This window comes from Agromyces cucurbitae (genome assembly GCF_058349945.1).
Map to the genome: position 1 here is coordinate 729,057 of NZ_JBYRES010000001.1, position 17,507 is coordinate 746,563.

The following is a 17,507-nucleotide window of genomic DNA, read 5'->3' on the forward strand; positions in this document are numbered from 1 at the left end:
GTGTCCCCCATCTATGCCATCGCGGGGTACTCCCCGTTCGAGGGGTGCGGAATGCAACGGCATACTGTCCTTCGTGAACCTCGACGAGGAGTGGTGGGACGTCGTCGACGCCGATGGCGTGCCGACCGGTGAGCTCTACCAGCGTGGTGCGCCCGGCTGGCCGAACGGACGCTTCCACCTCATCGTCGCCGTCTGCGCTCAGCACGCCGATGGACGTGTGCTCCTCACTCAGCGCGCGGCGCAGAAGCACGAGTTTCCGCTCGCGTGGGAGTTTCCCGGCGGCAGTGCCCTGGCCGGCGAGACGAGTCGCGAGGCGGCGAGCCGCGAACTGCGCGAGGAGACGGGCCTCGACGTCGAGCCCGATGTGCTCGAGCCCGTCGGCCGATTCGCCGAGGCATCCGCGTTGCTCGATCTCTACGTCGCCCGGGACGCGTTCGAGGCGGACCTGGCCCTCCAGCCCAGCGAAGTCGCCGCGGCCGAGTGGGTCACGGTCGCCGAGGTCGAACGCCGACTGGGTGCGGGCATGATGGCGGAGCCGTGGACCGCGCGGCTGGATGCGCTCTGGCCGTGGGGCGGTGGGGACGCTCTGCGGGGTGGGCGCGCCGTCGGAGAGCCGAGGGACCAGTAGCCGCGCGGGCACTCCAACGGGGACTGGCGCCGTCGGCTCCCGACCGCTTGTCTGGGTGCATGTCGGATGCCTCGAGCGAGACCAGGCCGCCCAACGCCATCGGCGCTCGAAACCGTGCTCCGAGCATCGGGCTGACCGTGCTCTGGATGCTGCTGCTGGTCGCAGGCTTCGGCGTCTTGTATTGGGGCAGTTGGCTGCTGGTCGCCCCCGCATACGGGATGCCGCGCGGTTTCGGCATCTTCACTGCGGGAGTCGCACTGATCGTCGTTGCGGCGATCATCGCGCTCACGGCCGGGGCTCGGTGGTGGCAAGCGCTGCTGATGGTCGCTCCGATCGCGGGTGTCCTGCTGGCGAGAGTCGTTCCGTCACCCGTGCCCATCACCTTCCTCGTCATCTACGTCGGCGGTTTCGTGGCGGGCGCGGTCGGTGCCGCTTTGGCTCTCGCTCGCATGTTCGGTCGACCGCTCGTCGCCGATGAGGCCGCTCAGGTCGAGATGCCGCGAACCCCGGTACGTCACAAGACGCTGCGGATCGTTGTGACGATCATCTGGATGCTGTTGGTCATCTACGGGGTCTGGCTGATCTTCATCAAGTCGTTGGAGGCGCTGTTTCAGCTCGCCCCGGTCACGATCGAAGAGGTCATGCCTGCCTACTTGGGATTCGCCGCGGGCGCCGGCCTCGTCATCGTCGCGGCGGTCATCACGCTCTTCCTCGGCGCGCGGTGGTGGCAGGCCCTGATGATCGCAGTGCCCGCGTTGAGCCTTCCGCTGGCCCTCATCTTCGGCGAGAACCTGCTGATCGTCTGGGTCGTGCTTGGAATCGGCGTCATCACCATTCCGATGGGTGGAACGGGGGCAGTGCTCGCGACGTTTCGGCCGCCTGCGGTCGAGTGGCCCGGGCGCGAAGCGACGCCATCGGCCGAGTAGCGCCGGCGCGCGGCATGGAGGCGCGGTGCCGATTTGGCGCAGGTCGAACGAGGCGGACGAGCCGGGTCCGTCACCATATCCGGGGTACATCTGTACCCCGGATATCGGGTACGTCTGTACCCCATCCCTGTACCCCGAAGAACCCCCAGACCGGGGGGCAAGCTGTTGCATCTTGCGCAAACAAGGGCGGATCTACGCCTTTCTTGCGCCCGGGCCGGGCCATCTCCCCCGAAGGGGGGCATAGGTCACCCGAACAACGGCGGATAGCTTCATTCCACCGCATGAACCGTGCGGCACCAGCCATCCTTCGGGGTGGCGAAGTGTCCCATCACCCGAAGGAACATCATCATGCTGAAGGCATACGCCGCGCTCCAGGCGCGTCTCAACTCGCTCCGCACCGACGAGGACGGCAACGCCGCCGAGTACGGACTCATCATCGCGATCGTCGCTCTCGGCATCGTCGTCGGCCTGGGCGCGCTCGCGCTGGCGCTGAACGGCATGTTCAACGACGTCGCAGCCAAGCTCTAAGGGGCTCGAGTCCAAGTTGCGCGGGCGGGCGGTGCCGATGGCACCGTCCGCCTCGGTGGCTTCTCATGATGAATCGACAACGCGACCGTGAACAAGGCGCGGCGGCGGTAGAGTTCGCGCTGATTCTCATCCCGCTCCTCGTCCTCCTGCTGGGCATTATCGAGTTCGGCTATGTCTTCAACCAGCAGCTCACGGTGACGAATGCCGCCCGCGAAGGTGCCCGCGTCCTCGCTATTACGAAAGACTCCGGCGAGGCAACCGCGGCTGCTGCATCGGCAGCGAGCACCTTGGGTGGCACTCCGACCATCAGCATCGTGCAGGTCTGCCCGACGAGCGGTGGCGGTGGAGACGCGGAGGTCACGTTGAGCTTGCCCATGACAACCCTCACCGGGATTGAATCCCTCGTCCCAGGGTTTCCGAGCATCACACTGACCGGGCGAGGAGTGACGCCATGCGGGGGATAATGCGACGGCTGCACGATGCGTTCAAGCGTGAGCGCGGGGCCTCTGCGGTCGTCTTTGCGCTCGCGCTCGTTCCATTGCTTGGCGCGGGCGCGATCGCGATCGACGTCGGGGCGCTGTACGCGGAGCGCGCGCAACTGCAGAACGGCGTTGACGCTGCTGCGCTCGCAGTGGCTGCCACGTGCGCGAAGAGCGAGTCCACCTGCGGTGGCAGCGCTGGGACCAGTGCTCAACGGTACGTCGATGAGAACGCCGCAATCGTCCGCGACCCGGCGGCCGACACTCCGAACATCAACTACACCGACAATACGGTGACCGTCACAGCAGCGACCGATGTCGACCACGTCCTGGCGCAGCTCATCGGCGCAGACTCCAGTGTTGTGACAGCGTCTGGATCGGCCGAATGGGGTCAGCCGGTCGCAGGATCGACATTGCCGCTGGCGATTGGGGTCTGCGAGTTCAATCAGTATCCGCCGCTCGATCCCACTGTGCCGGCGTCGAAGATACTCGTGCAATACAACACGACTGCCAGAGCGGGGTGCGACGAAACCTACGCGCCCGGTGGATTCGGCTGGCTTGATGCCACCGACTGCATCGCGAACCTCGACGTCTCAGGCGGAGCTATGTGGCACAAGGGCGACCGCGGCAACAACCTCTCGAAGAGTGGATGCGACGCAGATGCGGATATCGCACCGCTCCGTGGTACGACGGTGCTGATTCCGATCTACGACTCGTACAAGAAGGTCAACTCGACGTGCTCTGAGGCCAACATCGCGAGCGGTGGAACAGTCTGCTTGCGAATCGCCAAGTTCGCCGCCTTCGTGCTTACTGGTTTCAAACTCAGCGGTAGTAATGCGTACGTCGACTCAGGCGCACCTCCCTGCACCGGATCCTGCCGCGGACTGCAGGGGTACTTCGTCAAGTACGTGTCCGTTGATGAGGCATTCGAACTCGGCGATGGCGATCCCGACGGCCTCAGCGTTGTGCGGATGATCATCACCCCGGACGAGCTTGCCGACCTGACGGACTAGCAACCACGCGATATCTCCCGGCCGTGTCCCGGAGCCCTACAAGAAAGCGGACATCGTGAAGACCCGAATTATCGGCGCTATCCTCGCTGTACTGCTCGCCGTCGCCGGCGGGTTCGCCCTCTACCTGTACGCCCGCAGTGCTGATGCGCGCGCGACGGCGAACGCGGAATTCGTCGACGCATATGTGGTCGCCAAGGATGTTCCGCTCGGCACGCCCGGTGCGACGATCGGCGACTTTGTTGAAGTAAGCCGTGTGTCGAAGTCGGCGATGCCAGATGACGCGGTCCAGGCCCTCGATGACCTCAACGGGCTGGTTGCGACGACAGAACTCCTCACCGGCGACATCCTGCGCGAAGGTCGCTTCGCAGATCCACAAGACGCCGCGGCCGGAACTGTCGCGGTTCCCGAAGGTATGCAGGAGGTCACAGTCACACTGCCCGTTGCGCGCGCAGTCGGTGGAGACGTGAAGCCCGGAGACTACGTTGGACTCGTCTACTCCAGCAGCACGGCCTCACAAGCCAACAGCGAGCAACTAGCACTGACGAAGTTCGCCTTCCATCGCGTCCTGGTGACGAAGGTCACGCCCGGCCGAACGATTCAGACGTCGAGTGAAGATACGACTACGCAGGTCGACGCGTTCATGGTCACGTTCGCCGCGACGACGCCCCAGGTCGAGAAGATCGTCTACGGCGCCGAGCAGCAGGAAGACGGATTCGGTGGTATCTGGCTGACGCTCGAGCCCGAGTCGGCGACGCAGACCGGATCCACCTTGCGCAGCGGAGAGAACATCTTCCAGTGACCCGTTTTCTGCTCGTCAGTCGTAGCGCGGAGTATGAGAATCGGCTTCGTCGCCTGCTAGGCGCGCGCTTGCAGACGGTCCCGGGCGAGTATCTGGCGTTCGGTACGGCCGAGGTGGCGGGTCAGGTGCAGGCCGATCCAGCGATTGCGATGCTCGGTCCGCTGTTGAGCTTTGACGAATCGCGTGCCATTGCTGCTGCCCTTAGGGAGCGGAACCCCGGGCTCGGAATCATCGTCGTTCGTGAGCAACGATCCGACCTCGAGGACTGGGTCGACGCGATGGATATCCAAGCCGTGTTGAGCCCAGAAGCAACGGACACCACTACTCTCGATCTGATCGAGCGTCTCGACACGTGGCTGGTGGGCGCAGGCCGGGCGACACCGTACGTCGGTGACGATGCAGGGGATGAAGCCGATTCGGGCGCGGCATTGGCATTCGTCGAGCTCGAGTCTGATGACGAGGCGGAGACGGACGAGGACACAGCAGCCGCCGTCGAGGCGCCTGACCTCGAGGTCTGGGTACTGCCGCCGATGGATCCGGCCATTCGGAGCGAAGTCATTACCGTCGCGGCACCGAAGGGCGGTCAAGGCAAGACGACGATGGCCGTCAACCTCGCCGTCGGACTCGCCGAGGTCGCGGCAAATTCGGTGGTCCTCGTCGACGCAGATCTCCAGTTCGGCGATATCGCGAACGTCCTCGATCTTCGTCCGACTCGCGATCTCGCGGACTTCGTGCGAGCGGCCGATGACGAAGTGCGGATCAAGACGCAACTGATACGGCATCCCGATGACTTCTTCGTCGTGCCCGCGCCGCTCTCGCCGGAATTCGCGGACGACATCGACGCGGCAAGCCTGGGCAGACTCATCGACCAGTTGGCGACGATGTTCCGATACGTCATCGTCGACACGACTCCTGGTCTCGGTGAGCACACGATCACTGCGCTCGAGCACGCCACCGACGGTGTTTTCGTGAGTTCACTCACGGTCGCGAGTCTTCGTGCACTGCGCACGGAGTTCCAACTCCTGTCGGCGCTCGCGTTGATCCCCCGCAACCGTCACATCGTGTTGAACAACGTCGAGAAGAACACAGGTCTGATTCCGAAAGACGCGACGGCGATCATCGGAGCGGAGGCAGACGTCATCGTGCCGAGATCGCCGGGCGTCCTGCTCGCTGCGAACGCCGGGGTCCCCCTTATCCATAACGATCCGCGCGATGCCGCGGCGAAAGCAGTCCGATCCCTTGTCCAGCGGATCGATCCTGCCGCAGTGCCCACGCGACGTCGGATCCACAGAAAGGTGCGACAAGATGAGTCTGAGTGATCGGTTGCGGGCACGAACCACCAACCCGACCGACGTCGAACCCGGAACTGAGCACCTCGACGTCACGTCGCCGGACCAAGCAACTCCTAAGTCGGTCGACGCTGCGCAGACCACATCCCCCGCTGTCGAAGGTGGTTCCGCGCCGGGTTCGGCAAGTGGCGTGGAGTCGTCCCACACCTCTACATGGGAGGCTCTCGCGAGCCCGCATCAACCGCTTTCTACGGCAGTGGACCCGTTTGCAGAACTGAAGGAACGATCGGCGGACGAACTATTCCGGCGGATCGGGGGACGGCTCAACGATCCCAACCTCTCGGAGGAACAGCTCCACTCGATCGCGCGTGAAGAGCTCAGCCGCATCATCGAATCCGAGCAAGTGGCGTTGACAGCAGTCGAGCGCAACCGCCTGATCGTCGACATCGGCGCCGACGTGCTGGGATTCGGCCCGCTTGAAGCCTTGCTCGATGATGTGTCGGTCTCAGAGATCATGGTGAACCGATTTGACCAGATCTACGTCGAACGCAACGGTCGACTCTTCGAGTCGCACAGTCGCTTCTCGAGCGAAGCTCAGCTCCGGCGCGTTATCGAGCGGATCGTGTCGCGCGTGGGGCGACGTATCGATGAGGCTTCGCCGCTCGTCGATGCGCGCCTCGAGGATGGTTCGCGTGTCAATGCGGTTATTCCCCCCCTCTCCGTCGACGGGTCCTCCCTGACCATTCGAAAATTCTCGAAGACGCCCTACACCGTCGAAGATCTCGTTCGCTTCGAAACGATCGACCGTGAGATTGCCACGGTGCTCGATGCCGCAGTCCGCGCCAAGCTGAACATCTTGGTGTCCGGCGGAACCGGTACAGGCAAGACGACACTTCTCAACGTCCTGTCGGCGTTCATCCCGAACGACGAGCGAATCATCACGATCGAAGATGCCGTCGAGTTGCAGCTTCAACAGGAACACGTTGTCCGGCTCGAGTCACGCCCAGCCAACATCGAAGGGCGAGGCGAGATCACGATCCGTGATCTCGTCCGAAACTCGCTCCGCATGCGACCTGACCGCATCGTCGTCGGCGAGGTGCGCGGAGGCGAGAGCCTGGACATGCTGCAGGCTATGAACACGGGACACGAGGGATCGATCTCGACGATCCACGCGAACTCACCACGAGACGCTCTGGCTCGCCTGGAAACGCTCGTTCTGATGGCTGGGATGGACCTTCCGCTGCGCGCGATTCGAGAGCAGATTGCCTCGGCGATCGATGTGATCGTGCAGATCGGTCGTCTTCGCGACGGTACGCGCCGAGTGGTGAGTATCACCGAGGTACATGGCATGGAAGGCGAGGTGATCACGATGCAGGATGTCTTCGCATTCGACTACTCCGCCGGCACCGACAGCAACGGACGGTATCTGGGCCGCGCCGAGCCGACCGGCGTACGCCCGCGCTTCGTGGAGCGGTTTTCTGAAGCCGGCATCGAAGTGCCCGTCAGCGTCTTCCAGTATCAGCCGCGGTCGGGAGCGATGCTCGGAGAGATTCGATGAATGTCCTGCTCGCGTTCGGCATCATCTTCGGCGCTCTCGCGTTGTTCGCGATCGTGTTTCTCGTAATCGCGCCACCCCCGCGACGGGTTGCGGTCGAACGACGGATCGCTCCCGGCGAGGAACACGTTTCGGCGCTGAGCAAGGCGACGGACCGTGCGGTCGCCACGATTGAATCGGTCTCGTCGAAGCGCGAAGACCGAATGTTCGGTGAGACGAGACTGGAGTTGGCGGGCATCAAGACCGAGCCTTCAGCGTTCCTCATCGTCGTTTTCGCTGTCTCGGCAGTGCTCGGCCTGCTCGGGGTGGTCATCGGATTCGGTTCCTTCTGGTCATTGATCCTCGGCGTACTTTTCGCGGCGCTCGGTCCGCTCTTCGTCTCGCTCTTCCTCTCGAGCCGAACGGAGTCGCGCCGGTCCAAGTTCGGAGACCAGCTGGACGATACGTTGCAGTTGGTATCGGGCAACCTTCGGGCCGGGCACGGATTGATGCAGTCGATCGATTCCGTCGCTCAGCATGCCGACCCGCCGACGTCCGAAGAGTTCGCGCGCATCGTCAACGAGACGAGGATCGGGCGCGATCTCGGCGATGCGCTTTCGGGAACGGCAGAACGGATGAGATCCGACGACTTCACCTGGGCATCGCAGGCGATCCAGATCAATCGCGAGACGGGCGGAAACCTGAGTGAGACGCTACAGCGCACTGCCGCGACAATCCGGGAGAGGAACCAGATCAGGCGTCAAGTCAAGGCGTTGAGCGCGGAGGGTCGTCTGTCGGCGACGATTCTGATCCTCTTGCCCATTGTCGTCGTGCTGGGAGTCGTCGTGCTCCGTCCGGAATATCTGGCGCCGTTCGTCGAAACGCCCATCGGGTGGGTGGCGATGTTCGTCGCGTTCGTTCTGATGATCATCGGCATCGTCTGGATGATCGCGGCTGTCAGGGTGAAGTTCTAGGAGCTCGAATGAACGTCGTCATGATTCTCTCCGTCGCCGCTGTGGCCATCGGCATCGGGCTCTTCGTCTTCCTGCTCGTGTCTGCGATCCCTTCGAATGCTGATGTGCGAGCTGCCGTCTCGCCGACATCCGAGCAAGAGCGCCTGAGCGTGGAACGCCGAACGTTCTCCCAGACGATGGTCGCCGTCATGCCGACCGGTTACACCGGCTGGATTCAGCGCAAGATCATCTATGCCGGTCGAACGAATCAGTGGACGGTCGGCGGATACGTAACGGTCCGAGTCCTCGTCGGGATCGTTGGACTGCTCATCATCGTGCTCACGCTCATCTTCGCGAAGGGCGTGCTTCCGATCGTCGCCGGACTGCTGTTCGGTCTATTGATCACGATCGCACCGGATGTCATGCTCTCGAGTCGGGCAGACGATCGTCAGAAGGCGATCCTGCTCGCGCTCCCGGACACGCTCGATCAGATGACGATCGCTGTCGAGGCCGGTCTTGGTTTCGAAGCCGCGATGGCGAAGGCCGCTCGCGGTGGGAACGGTCCGCTCTCGGAAGAGCTCATTCGAACGCTCCAGGACATGTCGATCGGTCGTTCGCGTTACGACTCGTACGACGCTCTGCTCGCGCGAACCGATTGCGCCGACTTGAAGCGATTCGTTCGAGCTGTGCAACAGGCCGACCGATACGGCATCGCGATCGCTGACGTGCTTCGCGTCCAATCGGCTGAGATGCGGATCAAGCGTCGTCAGCGCGCGGAGGAGTCCGCGATGAAGGTTCCGATCAAGGTCGTCTTCCCGTTGGTCTTCACGATCCTCCCGGTGCTGTTCATCGTGCTGCTGTTCCCTGCTGTCGTCGGCATGGTGAAGACATTTAGCGGCTTCTGACGTAATTGGCTCCCTGATCAGCGAGGGGCCACTGACCCCACCTCGATAGGCTGACCCCACACACGCCGCCCAGGGGAGGGGGAGCCGTGGCCGAGCCGACATCCGCCGAGGCGAAGCCCTCCGTGGCGCTGCCCGATGGACGGACCCGGCCCGGCGAGACGCCGAGCTGGCGCCCCGACATCCTCGGCCCCGGCTTCGAGCAGTTGACGTTGCCGCTCGGCGACGATGCCGAGGGCGACGTCGTCGCGACCCTGGTCAGGCACCGGCCGGCTCGGCGGTGGAGGTGGCGCAAGCCCGAGGCATCCCGCATCGATGTGCTGTACGTGCACGGCTGGAGCGACTACTTCTTCAACCGCGAGCTCGCCGAGTTCTGGTCGGAGCTCGGCGCGCGCTTCTTCGCGCTCGACCTGCGCAAGTACGGGCGCAGCCTGCGCCCCGGCCAGACGCCCGGCCTCGTGACGAGCCTCAGCGACTACGACGCCGACATCGCGGCCGCGCTCGCGGCCATGCGGCAGGGCGGGGATGCCGCGGGCCGGCGCCTGCTCGTCATGGGGCACTCGACCGGGGGACTGACGCTGTCGCTCTGGGCGGCGCGCCACCCGGGCGTCGCGTCGGCGATCGTGCTCAACAGCCCGTGGCTCGAGTTCCAGCTCTCGCGCATCGGGCGCGAGGCGGTGGCGCCCCTGATGCAGTTCGGGGCGCGGGTGCATCCACTCGCGCCGCTGCCGAACGTCGACCTCGGGTTCTACACGCGCGCGGTCGCGAAGGAGCAGGGCGGCGAGTGGCAGTACGACCACGACTGGCGGCCCGACCGCGGGTTCGCGACGAACTCGGTGTGGCTGTCGGCGGTGCTCGCGGGGCACGGCACCGTCGCGGCGGGCATCGAGGTGGGGGCGCCCGTGCTCACGCTGCTGTCGAGGCGGTCGACGATCCAGGCCCGGTGGGACGAGGCGATGCGTTCGTCGGACTCGGTGCTCGTCGTCGACGAGATCGCCGAGCGGGCGACGCGGCTCGGGGCATCCGTCACCATCGACCGCATCGACGGGGCGCTGCACGATGTGGTGCTCTCGGCCGAGCCGGCGCGGGGTGCGGCGTACGCGGCGATCAGGCGGTGGGTGCGGGCGTACGGGTGAGCGGTCGGGTTTCGAGACGGCGCTGGCGCGCCTCCTCAACCAGCGGACCGCGCGGCCGCCGATAGGATTTCTCACGAGTGGCTCGGTGTGGGCCGAGAATGAGGGGCCATGGCCGGCATCGAAGAGGTCGCGAAGCTCGCGGGAGTCTCGACCGCGACAGTCTCGCGCGCGCTCAGCGGGCGCGGCCACGTCTCGGCCGCGTCGAAGGCGAAGGTCGTCGATGCCGCCGCTCGGCTCGGCTACGTCGTGTCGTCGAACGCCTCGTCGCTCGCGTCGGGGCGCACGCGCAACATCGGCGTCGTCATCCCCTTCTTGAACCGGTGGTTCTTCTCGTCGGTGCTCGAGGGCGCGCAGCAGGCACTGCTGCGGCACGGCTACGACCTCACGCTGTACAACCTCTCGGGCGACGGGCAGGAGCGCGCGAGCGTGTTCGAGCACTTCCTGCTGCGCCAGCGCGTCGACGCGGTCATCGCCGTCTCGCTCGAGCTCACCGAGCCAGAGGTCGCGCGGCTGCACGAGCTCGGCAAGCCGCTCGTCGGCGTCGGCGGCCCGATCCCGGGCGTGCGCACCCTCACGATCGACGACGTCGCCGTCGCACGACTCGCCACCGAGCACCTCATCGGCCTCGGCCACCGTCGCATCGCGCACATCGGCGGCGACCTCGAGTTCGACGTCGACTTCCACCTGCCGACGAACCGGCGGCTCGGCTACGAGGGCGCGCTTCGGGATGCCTCGGTCGAGGTCGACCCGCGGCTGTTCGCGCCGGCCGACTTCACCATTCGCGGCGGGTACCATGCGGCGAAGCAGCTGCTCGGCGCCCCGCACGACCGGCCCACGGCGATCTTCGCGGCGAGCGACGAGATGGCGATGGGGTCGATCCTCGCCGCACGCGACCTCGGGCTCGTCGTGCCGCGCGACGTGTCGATCGTCGGCATCGACGACCACGACCTCGCCGACTTCTTCGGGCTCACGACGGTCGCCCAGTTCCCCCGCCTGCAGGGCGAGCAGGCGGTCGAGATCCTCATGGACGAGCTCGAGCCGGCGAACGGCGGCGCGCCCGCCCCCGACTCGACGCCCCTGCCGTACGAGCTGCGCGTGCGCTCGTCGACGGCGCGGCCGCCCGAGTAGGGCTCCCGCGGGTTGAGGAGCGAGCGCAGCGAGCGTCTCGAAACCCGAGTTCGTTCGTGCGGGTTTCGAGACGGCGCTGGCGCGCCTCCTCAACCCACCGCATTCGCGAGCTGCTCGGTAAACTGGCGCGCATGGCAGATGCAACGTTCGACATCGTGAGCAAGGTCGACAAGATGGAGGCCGACAACGCGGTCAACCAGGCGCGCAAAGAGGTCGAGCAGCGCTACGACTTCAAGAACGTCGGCGCCTCGGTCGAGTGGAGCGGCGAGAAGGTCCTGCTGAAGGCCCAGACCGAAGAGCGCGTCAAGGCGGTGCTCGAGGTCGTCGAGTCGAAGTTCATCAAGCGCGGCATCACGTTGCGCGCGCTCGACACCGGTGAGCCCTACGCGTCGGGCAAGGAGTTCCGCATCGAGATCGGGCTCAAGAACGGCATCGACAGCGAGAACGCGAAGAAGATCTCGAAGATCATCCGCGACGAGGCGCCGAAGAGCGTCAAGAGCCAGATCCAGGGCGACGAACTGCGCGTCTCGTCGAAGAGCCGCGACGACCTGCAGGCGACCATGGCGCTGCTCAAGGGCAAAGACCTCGACGTCGCGCTGCAGTTCACGAACTTCCGGTAGGGTCTCGAGACGCGTCGCCTCCGGCGGCGCTCCTCGACCAGCGGGTGGGCGTCGCCTCCGGCGGCGCTCCTCGACCAGCGGTGGGCCGACCGGCGAAGCCCGACCGGGGCTCGCGCGGCGCGCCGCGCCCGCCCCGAGGCATCCGTGCGGTAAGAATGCCGGGTCAGGGCTCGCTCGTGGGGTGGCGGCATGCCGCCGCACGAACATGAAGGGAAACGCAGAACCATGAAGTTGGTCAAGCGCATACTCCTCGGCCTCGTCATCGTCTTCGCCGCGTTCTACCTGATCACGCGGCCCGAGGACGCGGCCAACGCGGTGCAGGGCGCCGTCGACGCCGTCTTCAACGCGATCGCCTCGATCGGCACGTTCTTCATGTCGCTCGTCTCCTAGCGCAGGCGGGCGACCTCGTGGGCTTCTTCGATCCGCACGTCGAGCGGCACCTCATCGCCGATGAGGGCGAGGTGATCGTCGACGAGGTCACCAAGCACTGGGCGGCGAACGTCGCGGCGTCGCTCGAGATCGCGGCGGCGGTGCCGGTGCTGCTGCTGATCGGCGTACTGCCGTCGCAGGCCTACTTCATCCCGATCTTCGGCGCGCTCTACCTCGTGCTCGACGGGCTGCGCCGCATCCTCGGCCGGCGCATGGACCGCTTCGTCGTCACCAACATGCGCGTGTTCCGCGTGCACGGAATCCTCTCGCAGCGCATCGCGACCATGCCGCTCACCCGAATCCTCGACATCTCGGTGCACAAGCCGATCATCGGGCGCGTGCTCAACTACGGCCACTTCATCTTCGAGTCGGCGGCGCAAGACCAGGGGCTGCGCGAGATCCGCTTCGTCGGGTCGCCCGACCAGCGCGGCCTGACCATCCAGCGCGTCATCCAGCGGGCGGGTCTGCGCGGCGGCGGGCGCGGCGGCGCGGCATCCGCCATGACCGGGATGCCGCAGCAGGGCGCACCCGATGAGCCGAGCCGTTCGGGCGCGGGCTTCGACGACGGCGAGGCGCGCACGCAGCCCGTGCCCGTGGTGAACGGCAGCCACCAGGGCTGGCTGTCGACGGCCGAGCGCACGCGCGACGAACTGAACACCACGTCGCCCATCCGTGCCGACGGCACGCGACGCGACCAGGGCGACACCACCGAGGTGCCCTGGTGGCGGCCGTCGGACTGACCGCGATCGGGTGACGCGACGCGGCTGACGCGCGGCCGCGCAGCCCGCACGCGCCGCCGCTCGCGCACCGCCGTTCGCTCGCAGCCGTTCGCGCGCGGTGGTGCGCGGTGGCGCGCGGTGACGTGCGGATGCTGGCGCCCGTCGCCCCTCGTGTGCGAGCATGGCGAGCATGGCGAATCGGGGGACATCGCTCGCAGCACTGGTCGGCGCCGTCGCACTGTCGTGCACGGAAATCGCGTTCGGGGCGGTCGCGCCCGCGGCGGCGGTCGACCCGGCCACCGAGATCGGCGCGTACGCCGACTGGACGGTGACCGGATCGGCGAACGCTTTCACGGCGACCGGCGCACTGCCGGCGTCGACGGGGTTCGGTGGGCCCATCAGCCTCACGACCGACTCGATCTCGCTCGGCGAGGCGTCGGGCGCGAGCGCGTTCCTCAACGCGTCGACCGACTTCGGCACCGAGTACGGGTCGAGCCGGCTGCAGCCGTACCTCACGATCCGCCCGCAGTCGGGCGCGCTCGCGCCGACCCCGCCGTCGGCCACCACTCCGCCGCCCTCGCGCACCGTCGTCGACCTCGGCGCCGACCGCGGTGACGACTGGGGCTTCGTGCTCGGCGACGTCGACGCCGACTGGGTGTTCGTGACCGCGTTCGACGACGCGGGCGCGGCGCTGCCCGTCTCGGCGCTCGGCGCGATGACGCCCGCGAACTACTGCGCGGCAGGCTCGCCCAAGCCGAGCACGTGCGCCGGACCCGGGCCGTTCACCGACATTCCCCGATGGGACGAGTCGGCGACGATCACGGACTACGGCATCGGCTTCGTGCCCGGCACCGTCGTCGGCAACTTCGACGACACCTCGGGCGCGTACCTCGGGTTCCGCCCCGACGCGTCGGTGCGCCGCATCGAGCTGCTCTACGGCGCCGTCAACGGGTCGCCGTCGTACCAGCTCTGGATCGCCGCGGCCGCGGCGAAGACCACGATCACCGGCACGGTCGAGCTCGATGACGGCGCCGCGCCGCCCGCCGGCACGGTCGTCGAGATCGAGGATGCCGCGGGCGAAGCCGTGCGCGACGTGCTGGGCGAGGAGCTGCAGGTGCCCGTCGCCGACGACGGCACCTACGAGGTCGACCTGCCCCAGGACGACAGCTACACGATCATCGTGGTGCCGCCCGCCGGGTACACCGCCCCCGAGCCGGTGACCGTCGACGCGACCGAGGCCGAGGTCGTCGCGCCCCCGATCGTCGTCGCGCCCGTCGTCGTCACGCCGCCATCGACCCCGCCGGCCTCGCCGCCCGCGTCTCCGCCGGCGTCGCCGTCGGCGTCGCCCACCCCGTCGGCACCCGCCGCCTCGCCCGCCGCGAGCGGCGACGAGCTCGCCGAGTCGGGGGCGAACGTCGCGCCGTTCATCGCGATCGCCGCGGTCGTCATCGCCGCGGGCGCCATCGCGCTCCTGGTCGCGGCGCGTCGGCGTCGGGCTGCTCCGGCAGCGTCGGCCACGGCCCCGGCGGCGGCGCCTCCGGCGGGGGCGGCCGACGGCAGCGCGCCGCCGAGCGAACCCGGGCAGCAGCCGTAGTCGCACGGCCCGGCGCGTCGTCGCGCACTGCGCCGTGAGGGGCGCCGGCCACGGGGCATCCGGCCCCTCGACGTCGCGCCCGCGGGCGGTTCGGACTCGATTTCCGCGAGAGGGCCTCTGCGGGTATCCTTGTCAGGCCCCCGGTTGTGTGCAGAACGTGGTCGGGTGCGACGGCGAGTTACCCAAGCGGCCAAAGGGATCTGACTGTAAATCAGACTGCATTGCATTCGGGGGTTCGAATCCCTCACTCGCCACCAGCAAAGCCCCGGTTCGCCGGGGTTTTCGCGTATCGGGGCACGGTGCCGTCCGCGTCGTGATCGCCGGCGTCCTTCTGACGTGGCTCGCGGCGGTGCTGCCGCCGGTCGCGGCGGCAATAGGATCGCGAACGTGCGCCACGAGTCCGTCGAACCGCATCCGCTCACCGAAGCCCACGCGGGCGAACTGCTCACGCTGCAGCGCGCGGCGTACGTCACCGAGGCGCAGCTCTATCGCGACGCCTTCCTGCCCGCGCTGACGCAGACGCTCGACGAGGTGCGGCGCGAGCTGCGGCATCCCGCGCTCGGAATCACCGACGACGGGCGACTCGTCGCCGCCGTGCGGTGGACGGTCGACGGACCGACCGCGCACATCGGGCGGCTCATCGTCGCGCCCGACCAGCAGGGGCGCGGACTCGGCACGACCTTGCTGCGCGCGGCCGAGGCGGCGAGCGGGGCCGACGTGTTCGAGCTGTTCACGGGTCATCTCAGCCAGGCCAACATCAGGTTGTACGAGCGCGAGGGGTATCGCGAGTTCCGCCGCGAGGCGCTGCAGCCCGGGGTCGAGCTCGTGTTCCTGCGCAAGACGGGCGCGGCCCGCAGAGGTCGTGGACCGGTGCTGTTCAGCTGATCGACTCGGCGAGGGAGACGATCACGCCCGCCGGGCCGCGCAGATAGCAGAGGCGGTAATAGTGCTCGTACTGCACGATCTCGCCGATGAGCTCGCCGCCGTGCGCGCGGAGGCGCTCGACCGTGTCGTCGATGTCGTCGACCTCGAACATCACGCTGCGATAGCCGAGCAGGTTCGGCGTCGCGTTCGACGGGGCGGGGGTGAGCACGTCGGGCGAGTCGAACCGTGTGAGCTCGAGGCGGCCGTGACCGTCGGGCGTGTGCATCATCACGATGTCGAGGCGCAGGCCCTCGATCGCGTTGATGCGGTCGACCCACTCGCCCTCGATCCGCGCCGTGCCCTCGGGTTCGAGCCCGAGCTCGGCGAAGAACGCGATCGCGGCGTCGAGATCGTCGACGACGACGCTGACATGGTCCATCCGGAGTGCCGTCATGGGGCGAGCCTACGCGCGGTCGGGCGGACGGGATGCGCTCAGGAGGGGCGAGGGTTGACCAGGGCGATGCGGATGCCGGTGCGGTGGTGGCGCGGGAGCGAGTTCTGGTGCGGGTGTCGGTGCGGGCTCGGGTGCGGCCTCGGGTTCGGGTTCGGGTTCGGGTGCGGGTGTCGGTGCGGGCGTCGCCGGGCGGGGCTAGCGTGGGGGCATGACCGAGCACGAGGCATCCATCGACCCTGCCGAACTGCCGGCGCTGCTCGCGCTCGTGCGCGAAATCGCCGTACAGGCCGCGGAGTTCGCAGCGGAGTCACGACGCGCGGGCGTCGAGGTCGCCGCGACGAAGTCGACGCCGACCGACGTCGTCACCGCGACCGACCGCGAGACCGAGGCGCTCATCCGCTCGCGCATCCTCGAGCAGCGGCCCGATGACGGCATCCTCGGCGAAGAGGACAGCATGCTCATCGGCACGAGCGGGCTGACCTGGGTCGTCGATCCCATCGACGGAACCGTCAACTTCCTCTACGGACTGCCGGGGTGGGCGGTGAGCGTCGCCGTCGTCGCGGGTCCCCCCGAGCCGTCGAGCTGGCGCGCGCTCGCCGGGGTCGTCGTGAACCCGTCGACCGGCGAGGTGTTCGAGGCGAGCGCCGGCGGGGGAGCGCGGCTCGGCGACCAGGTGCTGCGCGTCAACGAGGGGGTGCCGCTCGGGCGTGCGCTCGTCGGCACCGGGTTCGGGTACTCGGCCGAGCGGCGGCGCGAGCAGGCCGAGGTGCTGCTCGGGGTGCTGCCGCAGGTGCGCGACATCCGCCGGGCCGGATCGGCCGCGGTCGACCTCTGCGCACTCGCCGCCGGGCGGCTTGACGCGTTCTACGAGAAGGGCCTCAACCCGTGGGATCATGCGGCCGGCGCGCTCATCGCCCGCGAGGCGGGGGCGCTCGTCGGCGGTCCGCACGGCGGGGCCGAGAGCGACGAGCTCGTCGTGGCCGCGGGGCCCGGCCTGTTCGACGAGCTGTCGGTGGCGATCGCAGAGGCGGCGACGCGCGGGGAGTGAGCCGGCCGAGCGGCCCGGCCCGACGCGCGGGGAGTGAGACGGCCGAGCGGCCCGGCCCGACGCGCGACACGGCGGAGCGCGTCGTTCACCCGACCTGCGCGCGACGGAAACCGGACTTTCACATGGTGTTCACCGTCGAGAACGGGTACCCTTTATCGAGTTGTTATCTCGGCGCTCGCGTCGGGATGAGTACCTCCCCTGCAAACCTCTCGTCCCCGACGCCGAAAGCCCCCAACACGTGCTCGAGTCCCCCCTCGTGCCCGACGGATCTTCGCCAGGCACTCAGGCCGCCGCGCGGCCCGAGCGTCCCCTGACCCGTCGTGAGCTGCGCGAGCGCGAGGCGGCCGAGGCGCGTCAGTACGAGGCGGCAGCGGGTTCGGTGCAGGCTCAGTCGGCTCCGGTGTATCCGGCGCAGGCTCAGGCGGCGCCCGCTCAGGCGTATCCCGCGTATCCGGTTCAGGCTC

General features: G+C 67.6%; 19 protein-coding genes and 1 tRNA gene. 19 read left to right on the forward strand and 1 reads right to left on the reverse strand.

Translation table 11 applies throughout. The features are described 5' to 3' along the window. Positions 1-73: 73 nt before the first annotated feature. From AC3RJ6_RS03535 to AC3RJ6_RS03620, 18 genes are all read left to right on the forward strand, one after another. Entirely contained in the window at positions 74-628 is a 555-nt protein-coding gene (locus AC3RJ6_RS03535) for an NUDIX hydrolase (protein WP_491425490.1), read from the forward strand. A gap of 59 nt (positions 629-687) precedes the next feature. Next, a complete protein-coding gene (locus tag AC3RJ6_RS03540; protein WP_491425491.1) occupies positions 688-1,554 on the forward strand; it encodes a hypothetical protein in 867 nt (288 codons plus the stop codon). A 348-nt stretch (positions 1,555-1,902) separates the two neighbouring features. After that, positions 1,903-2,082 carry a Flp family type IVb pilin gene (locus AC3RJ6_RS03545; protein ID WP_491425492.1) on the forward strand — a complete coding sequence of 60 codons (180 nt, stop codon included), beginning with the start codon at positions 1,903-1,905 and terminating at the stop codon, positions 2,080-2,082. A 68-nt stretch (positions 2,083-2,150) separates the two neighbouring features. Then, complete coding sequence (locus tag AC3RJ6_RS03550; RefSeq protein WP_491425493.1) at positions 2,151-2,546, forward strand: TadE/TadG family type IV pilus assembly protein; 396 nt, start codon at positions 2,151-2,153, stop codon at positions 2,544-2,546. Beyond that, positions 2,546-3,574 carry a TadE/TadG family type IV pilus assembly protein gene (locus tag AC3RJ6_RS03555; protein ID WP_491425494.1) on the forward strand — a complete coding sequence of 343 codons (1,029 nt, stop codon included), beginning with the start codon at positions 2,546-2,548 and terminating at the stop codon, positions 3,572-3,574. Before AC3RJ6_RS03550 ends, AC3RJ6_RS03555 begins: the two co-directional genes overlap by 1 nt. A 55-nt stretch (positions 3,575-3,629) precedes the next feature. Next, positions 3,630-4,373, forward strand: a complete 744-nt coding sequence (gene cpaB, locus AC3RJ6_RS03560; protein ID WP_491425495.1) for a Flp pilus assembly protein CpaB — start codon at positions 3,630-3,632, stop codon at positions 4,371-4,373. Further along, entirely contained in the window at positions 4,370-5,692 is a 1,323-nt protein-coding gene (locus AC3RJ6_RS03565; protein ID WP_491425496.1) for a CpaE/TadZ family protein, read from the forward strand. Before cpaB ends, AC3RJ6_RS03565 begins: the two co-directional genes overlap by 4 nt. Beyond that, positions 5,679-7,220 carry a TadA family conjugal transfer-associated ATPase gene (locus AC3RJ6_RS03570; RefSeq protein ID WP_491425497.1) on the forward strand — a complete coding sequence of 514 codons (1,542 nt, stop codon included), beginning with the start codon at positions 5,679-5,681 and terminating at the stop codon, positions 7,218-7,220. Before AC3RJ6_RS03565 ends, AC3RJ6_RS03570 begins: the two co-directional genes overlap by 14 nt. After that, positions 7,217-8,170 carry a type II secretion system F family protein gene (locus tag AC3RJ6_RS03575; protein WP_491425498.1) on the forward strand — a complete coding sequence of 318 codons (954 nt, stop codon included), beginning with the start codon at positions 7,217-7,219 and terminating at the stop codon, positions 8,168-8,170. Before AC3RJ6_RS03570 ends, AC3RJ6_RS03575 begins: the two co-directional genes overlap by 4 nt. 8 nt (positions 8,171-8,178) lie before the next feature. Further along, positions 8,179-9,054, forward strand: a complete 876-nt coding sequence (locus AC3RJ6_RS03580) for a type II secretion system F family protein (protein ID WP_491425499.1) — start codon at positions 8,179-8,181, stop codon at positions 9,052-9,054. A 128-nt stretch (positions 9,055-9,182) separates the two neighbouring features. Then, positions 9,183-10,187: an alpha/beta hydrolase gene (locus AC3RJ6_RS03585; RefSeq protein ID WP_491426220.1), complete on the forward strand. Its 1,005-nt coding sequence runs from the start codon at positions 9,183-9,185 to the stop codon at positions 10,185-10,187. A gap of 108 nt (positions 10,188-10,295) precedes the next feature. After that, positions 10,296-11,315 (forward strand): LacI family DNA-binding transcriptional regulator, encoded by a 1,020-nt coding sequence (locus AC3RJ6_RS03590; protein WP_491425500.1) that lies wholly within the window; start codon positions 10,296-10,298, stop codon positions 11,313-11,315. 131 nt (positions 11,316-11,446) lie between these two features. Next, positions 11,447-11,935 carry a YajQ family cyclic di-GMP-binding protein gene (locus AC3RJ6_RS03595; RefSeq protein WP_231047934.1) on the forward strand — a complete coding sequence of 163 codons (489 nt, stop codon included), beginning with the start codon at positions 11,447-11,449 and terminating at the stop codon, positions 11,933-11,935. Between the two features lie 225 nt (positions 11,936-12,160). Then, on the forward strand, positions 12,161-12,325 hold the full coding sequence (locus tag AC3RJ6_RS03600) for a hypothetical protein (protein WP_491425501.1): 165 nt from the start codon (positions 12,161-12,163) through the stop codon (positions 12,323-12,325). A 17-nt stretch (positions 12,326-12,342) separates the two neighbouring features. Then, positions 12,343-13,104, forward strand: coding sequence for a PH domain-containing protein (locus tag AC3RJ6_RS03605; RefSeq protein WP_491425502.1), 762 nt, complete (start codon positions 12,343-12,345; stop codon positions 13,102-13,104). A gap of 169 nt (positions 13,105-13,273) precedes the next feature. Beyond that, the gene (locus AC3RJ6_RS03610; protein WP_491425503.1) at positions 13,274-14,677 is read left to right on the forward strand and encodes a hypothetical protein; all 1,404 of its coding nucleotides are present in this window, start codon (positions 13,274-13,276) and stop codon (positions 14,675-14,677) included. A 172-nt stretch (positions 14,678-14,849) separates the two neighbouring features. Beyond that, positions 14,850-14,934, forward strand: a tRNA-Tyr gene (locus AC3RJ6_RS03615). Between the two features lie 130 nt (positions 14,935-15,064). Next, positions 15,065-15,562: a GNAT family N-acetyltransferase gene (locus AC3RJ6_RS03620; RefSeq protein WP_491425504.1), complete on the forward strand. Its 498-nt coding sequence runs from the start codon at positions 15,065-15,067 to the stop codon at positions 15,560-15,562. Here the strand turns inward: AC3RJ6_RS03620 and AC3RJ6_RS03625 are convergent. Further along, a complete protein-coding gene (locus AC3RJ6_RS03625; RefSeq protein WP_491425505.1) occupies positions 15,555-15,995 on the reverse strand; it encodes a VOC family protein in 441 nt (146 codons plus the stop codon). The two genes, AC3RJ6_RS03620 and AC3RJ6_RS03625, sit on opposite strands and share 8 nt — an antisense overlap. Positions 15,996-16,203: 208 nt before the next feature. On the opposite strand from AC3RJ6_RS03625, the gene AC3RJ6_RS03630 reads away from it, so the two are divergent. Continuing rightward, the gene (locus AC3RJ6_RS03630) at positions 16,204-17,043 is read left to right on the forward strand and encodes an inositol monophosphatase family protein (RefSeq protein WP_491425506.1); all 840 of its coding nucleotides are present in this window, start codon (positions 16,204-16,206) and stop codon (positions 17,041-17,043) included. Positions 17,044-17,507: the final 464 nt, after the last annotated feature.

Excerpts from the sequence above, each read along its gene's own strand:
- AC3RJ6_RS03575 (WP_491425498.1), top strand. The coding sequence starts at position 7,217 with ATGAATGTCCTGCTCGCGTTCGGCATCATCTTCGGCGCTCTCGCGTTG.
- AC3RJ6_RS03540 (WP_491425491.1), top strand. The coding sequence starts at position 688 with ATGTCGGATGCCTCGAGCGAGACCAGGCCGCCCAACGCCATCGGCGCT.
- AC3RJ6_RS03625 (WP_491425505.1), bottom strand. The coding sequence starts at position 15,995 with ATGACGGCACTCCGGATGGACCATGTCAGCGTCGTCGTCGACGATCTC.
- AC3RJ6_RS03570 (WP_491425497.1), top strand. The coding sequence starts at position 5,679 with ATGAGTCTGAGTGATCGGTTGCGGGCACGAACCACCAACCCGACCGAC.
- AC3RJ6_RS03610 (WP_491425503.1), top strand. The coding sequence starts at position 13,274 with ATGGCGAATCGGGGGACATCGCTCGCAGCACTGGTCGGCGCCGTCGCA.
- AC3RJ6_RS03555 (WP_491425494.1), top strand. The coding sequence starts at position 2,546 with ATGCGACGGCTGCACGATGCGTTCAAGCGTGAGCGCGGGGCCTCTGCG.
- AC3RJ6_RS03630 (WP_491425506.1), top strand. The coding sequence starts at position 16,204 with ATGACCGAGCACGAGGCATCCATCGACCCTGCCGAACTGCCGGCGCTG.
- AC3RJ6_RS03600 (WP_491425501.1), top strand. The coding sequence starts at position 12,161 with ATGAAGTTGGTCAAGCGCATACTCCTCGGCCTCGTCATCGTCTTCGCC.
- AC3RJ6_RS03545 (WP_491425492.1), top strand. The coding sequence starts at position 1,903 with ATGCTGAAGGCATACGCCGCGCTCCAGGCGCGTCTCAACTCGCTCCGC.
- AC3RJ6_RS03590 (WP_491425500.1), top strand. The coding sequence starts at position 10,296 with ATGGCCGGCATCGAAGAGGTCGCGAAGCTCGCGGGAGTCTCGACCGCG.
- AC3RJ6_RS03580 (WP_491425499.1), top strand. The coding sequence starts at position 8,179 with ATGAACGTCGTCATGATTCTCTCCGTCGCCGCTGTGGCCATCGGCATC.
- AC3RJ6_RS03595 (WP_231047934.1), top strand. The coding sequence starts at position 11,447 with ATGGCAGATGCAACGTTCGACATCGTGAGCAAGGTCGACAAGATGGAG.
- AC3RJ6_RS03550 (WP_491425493.1), top strand. The coding sequence starts at position 2,151 with ATGAATCGACAACGCGACCGTGAACAAGGCGCGGCGGCGGTAGAGTTC.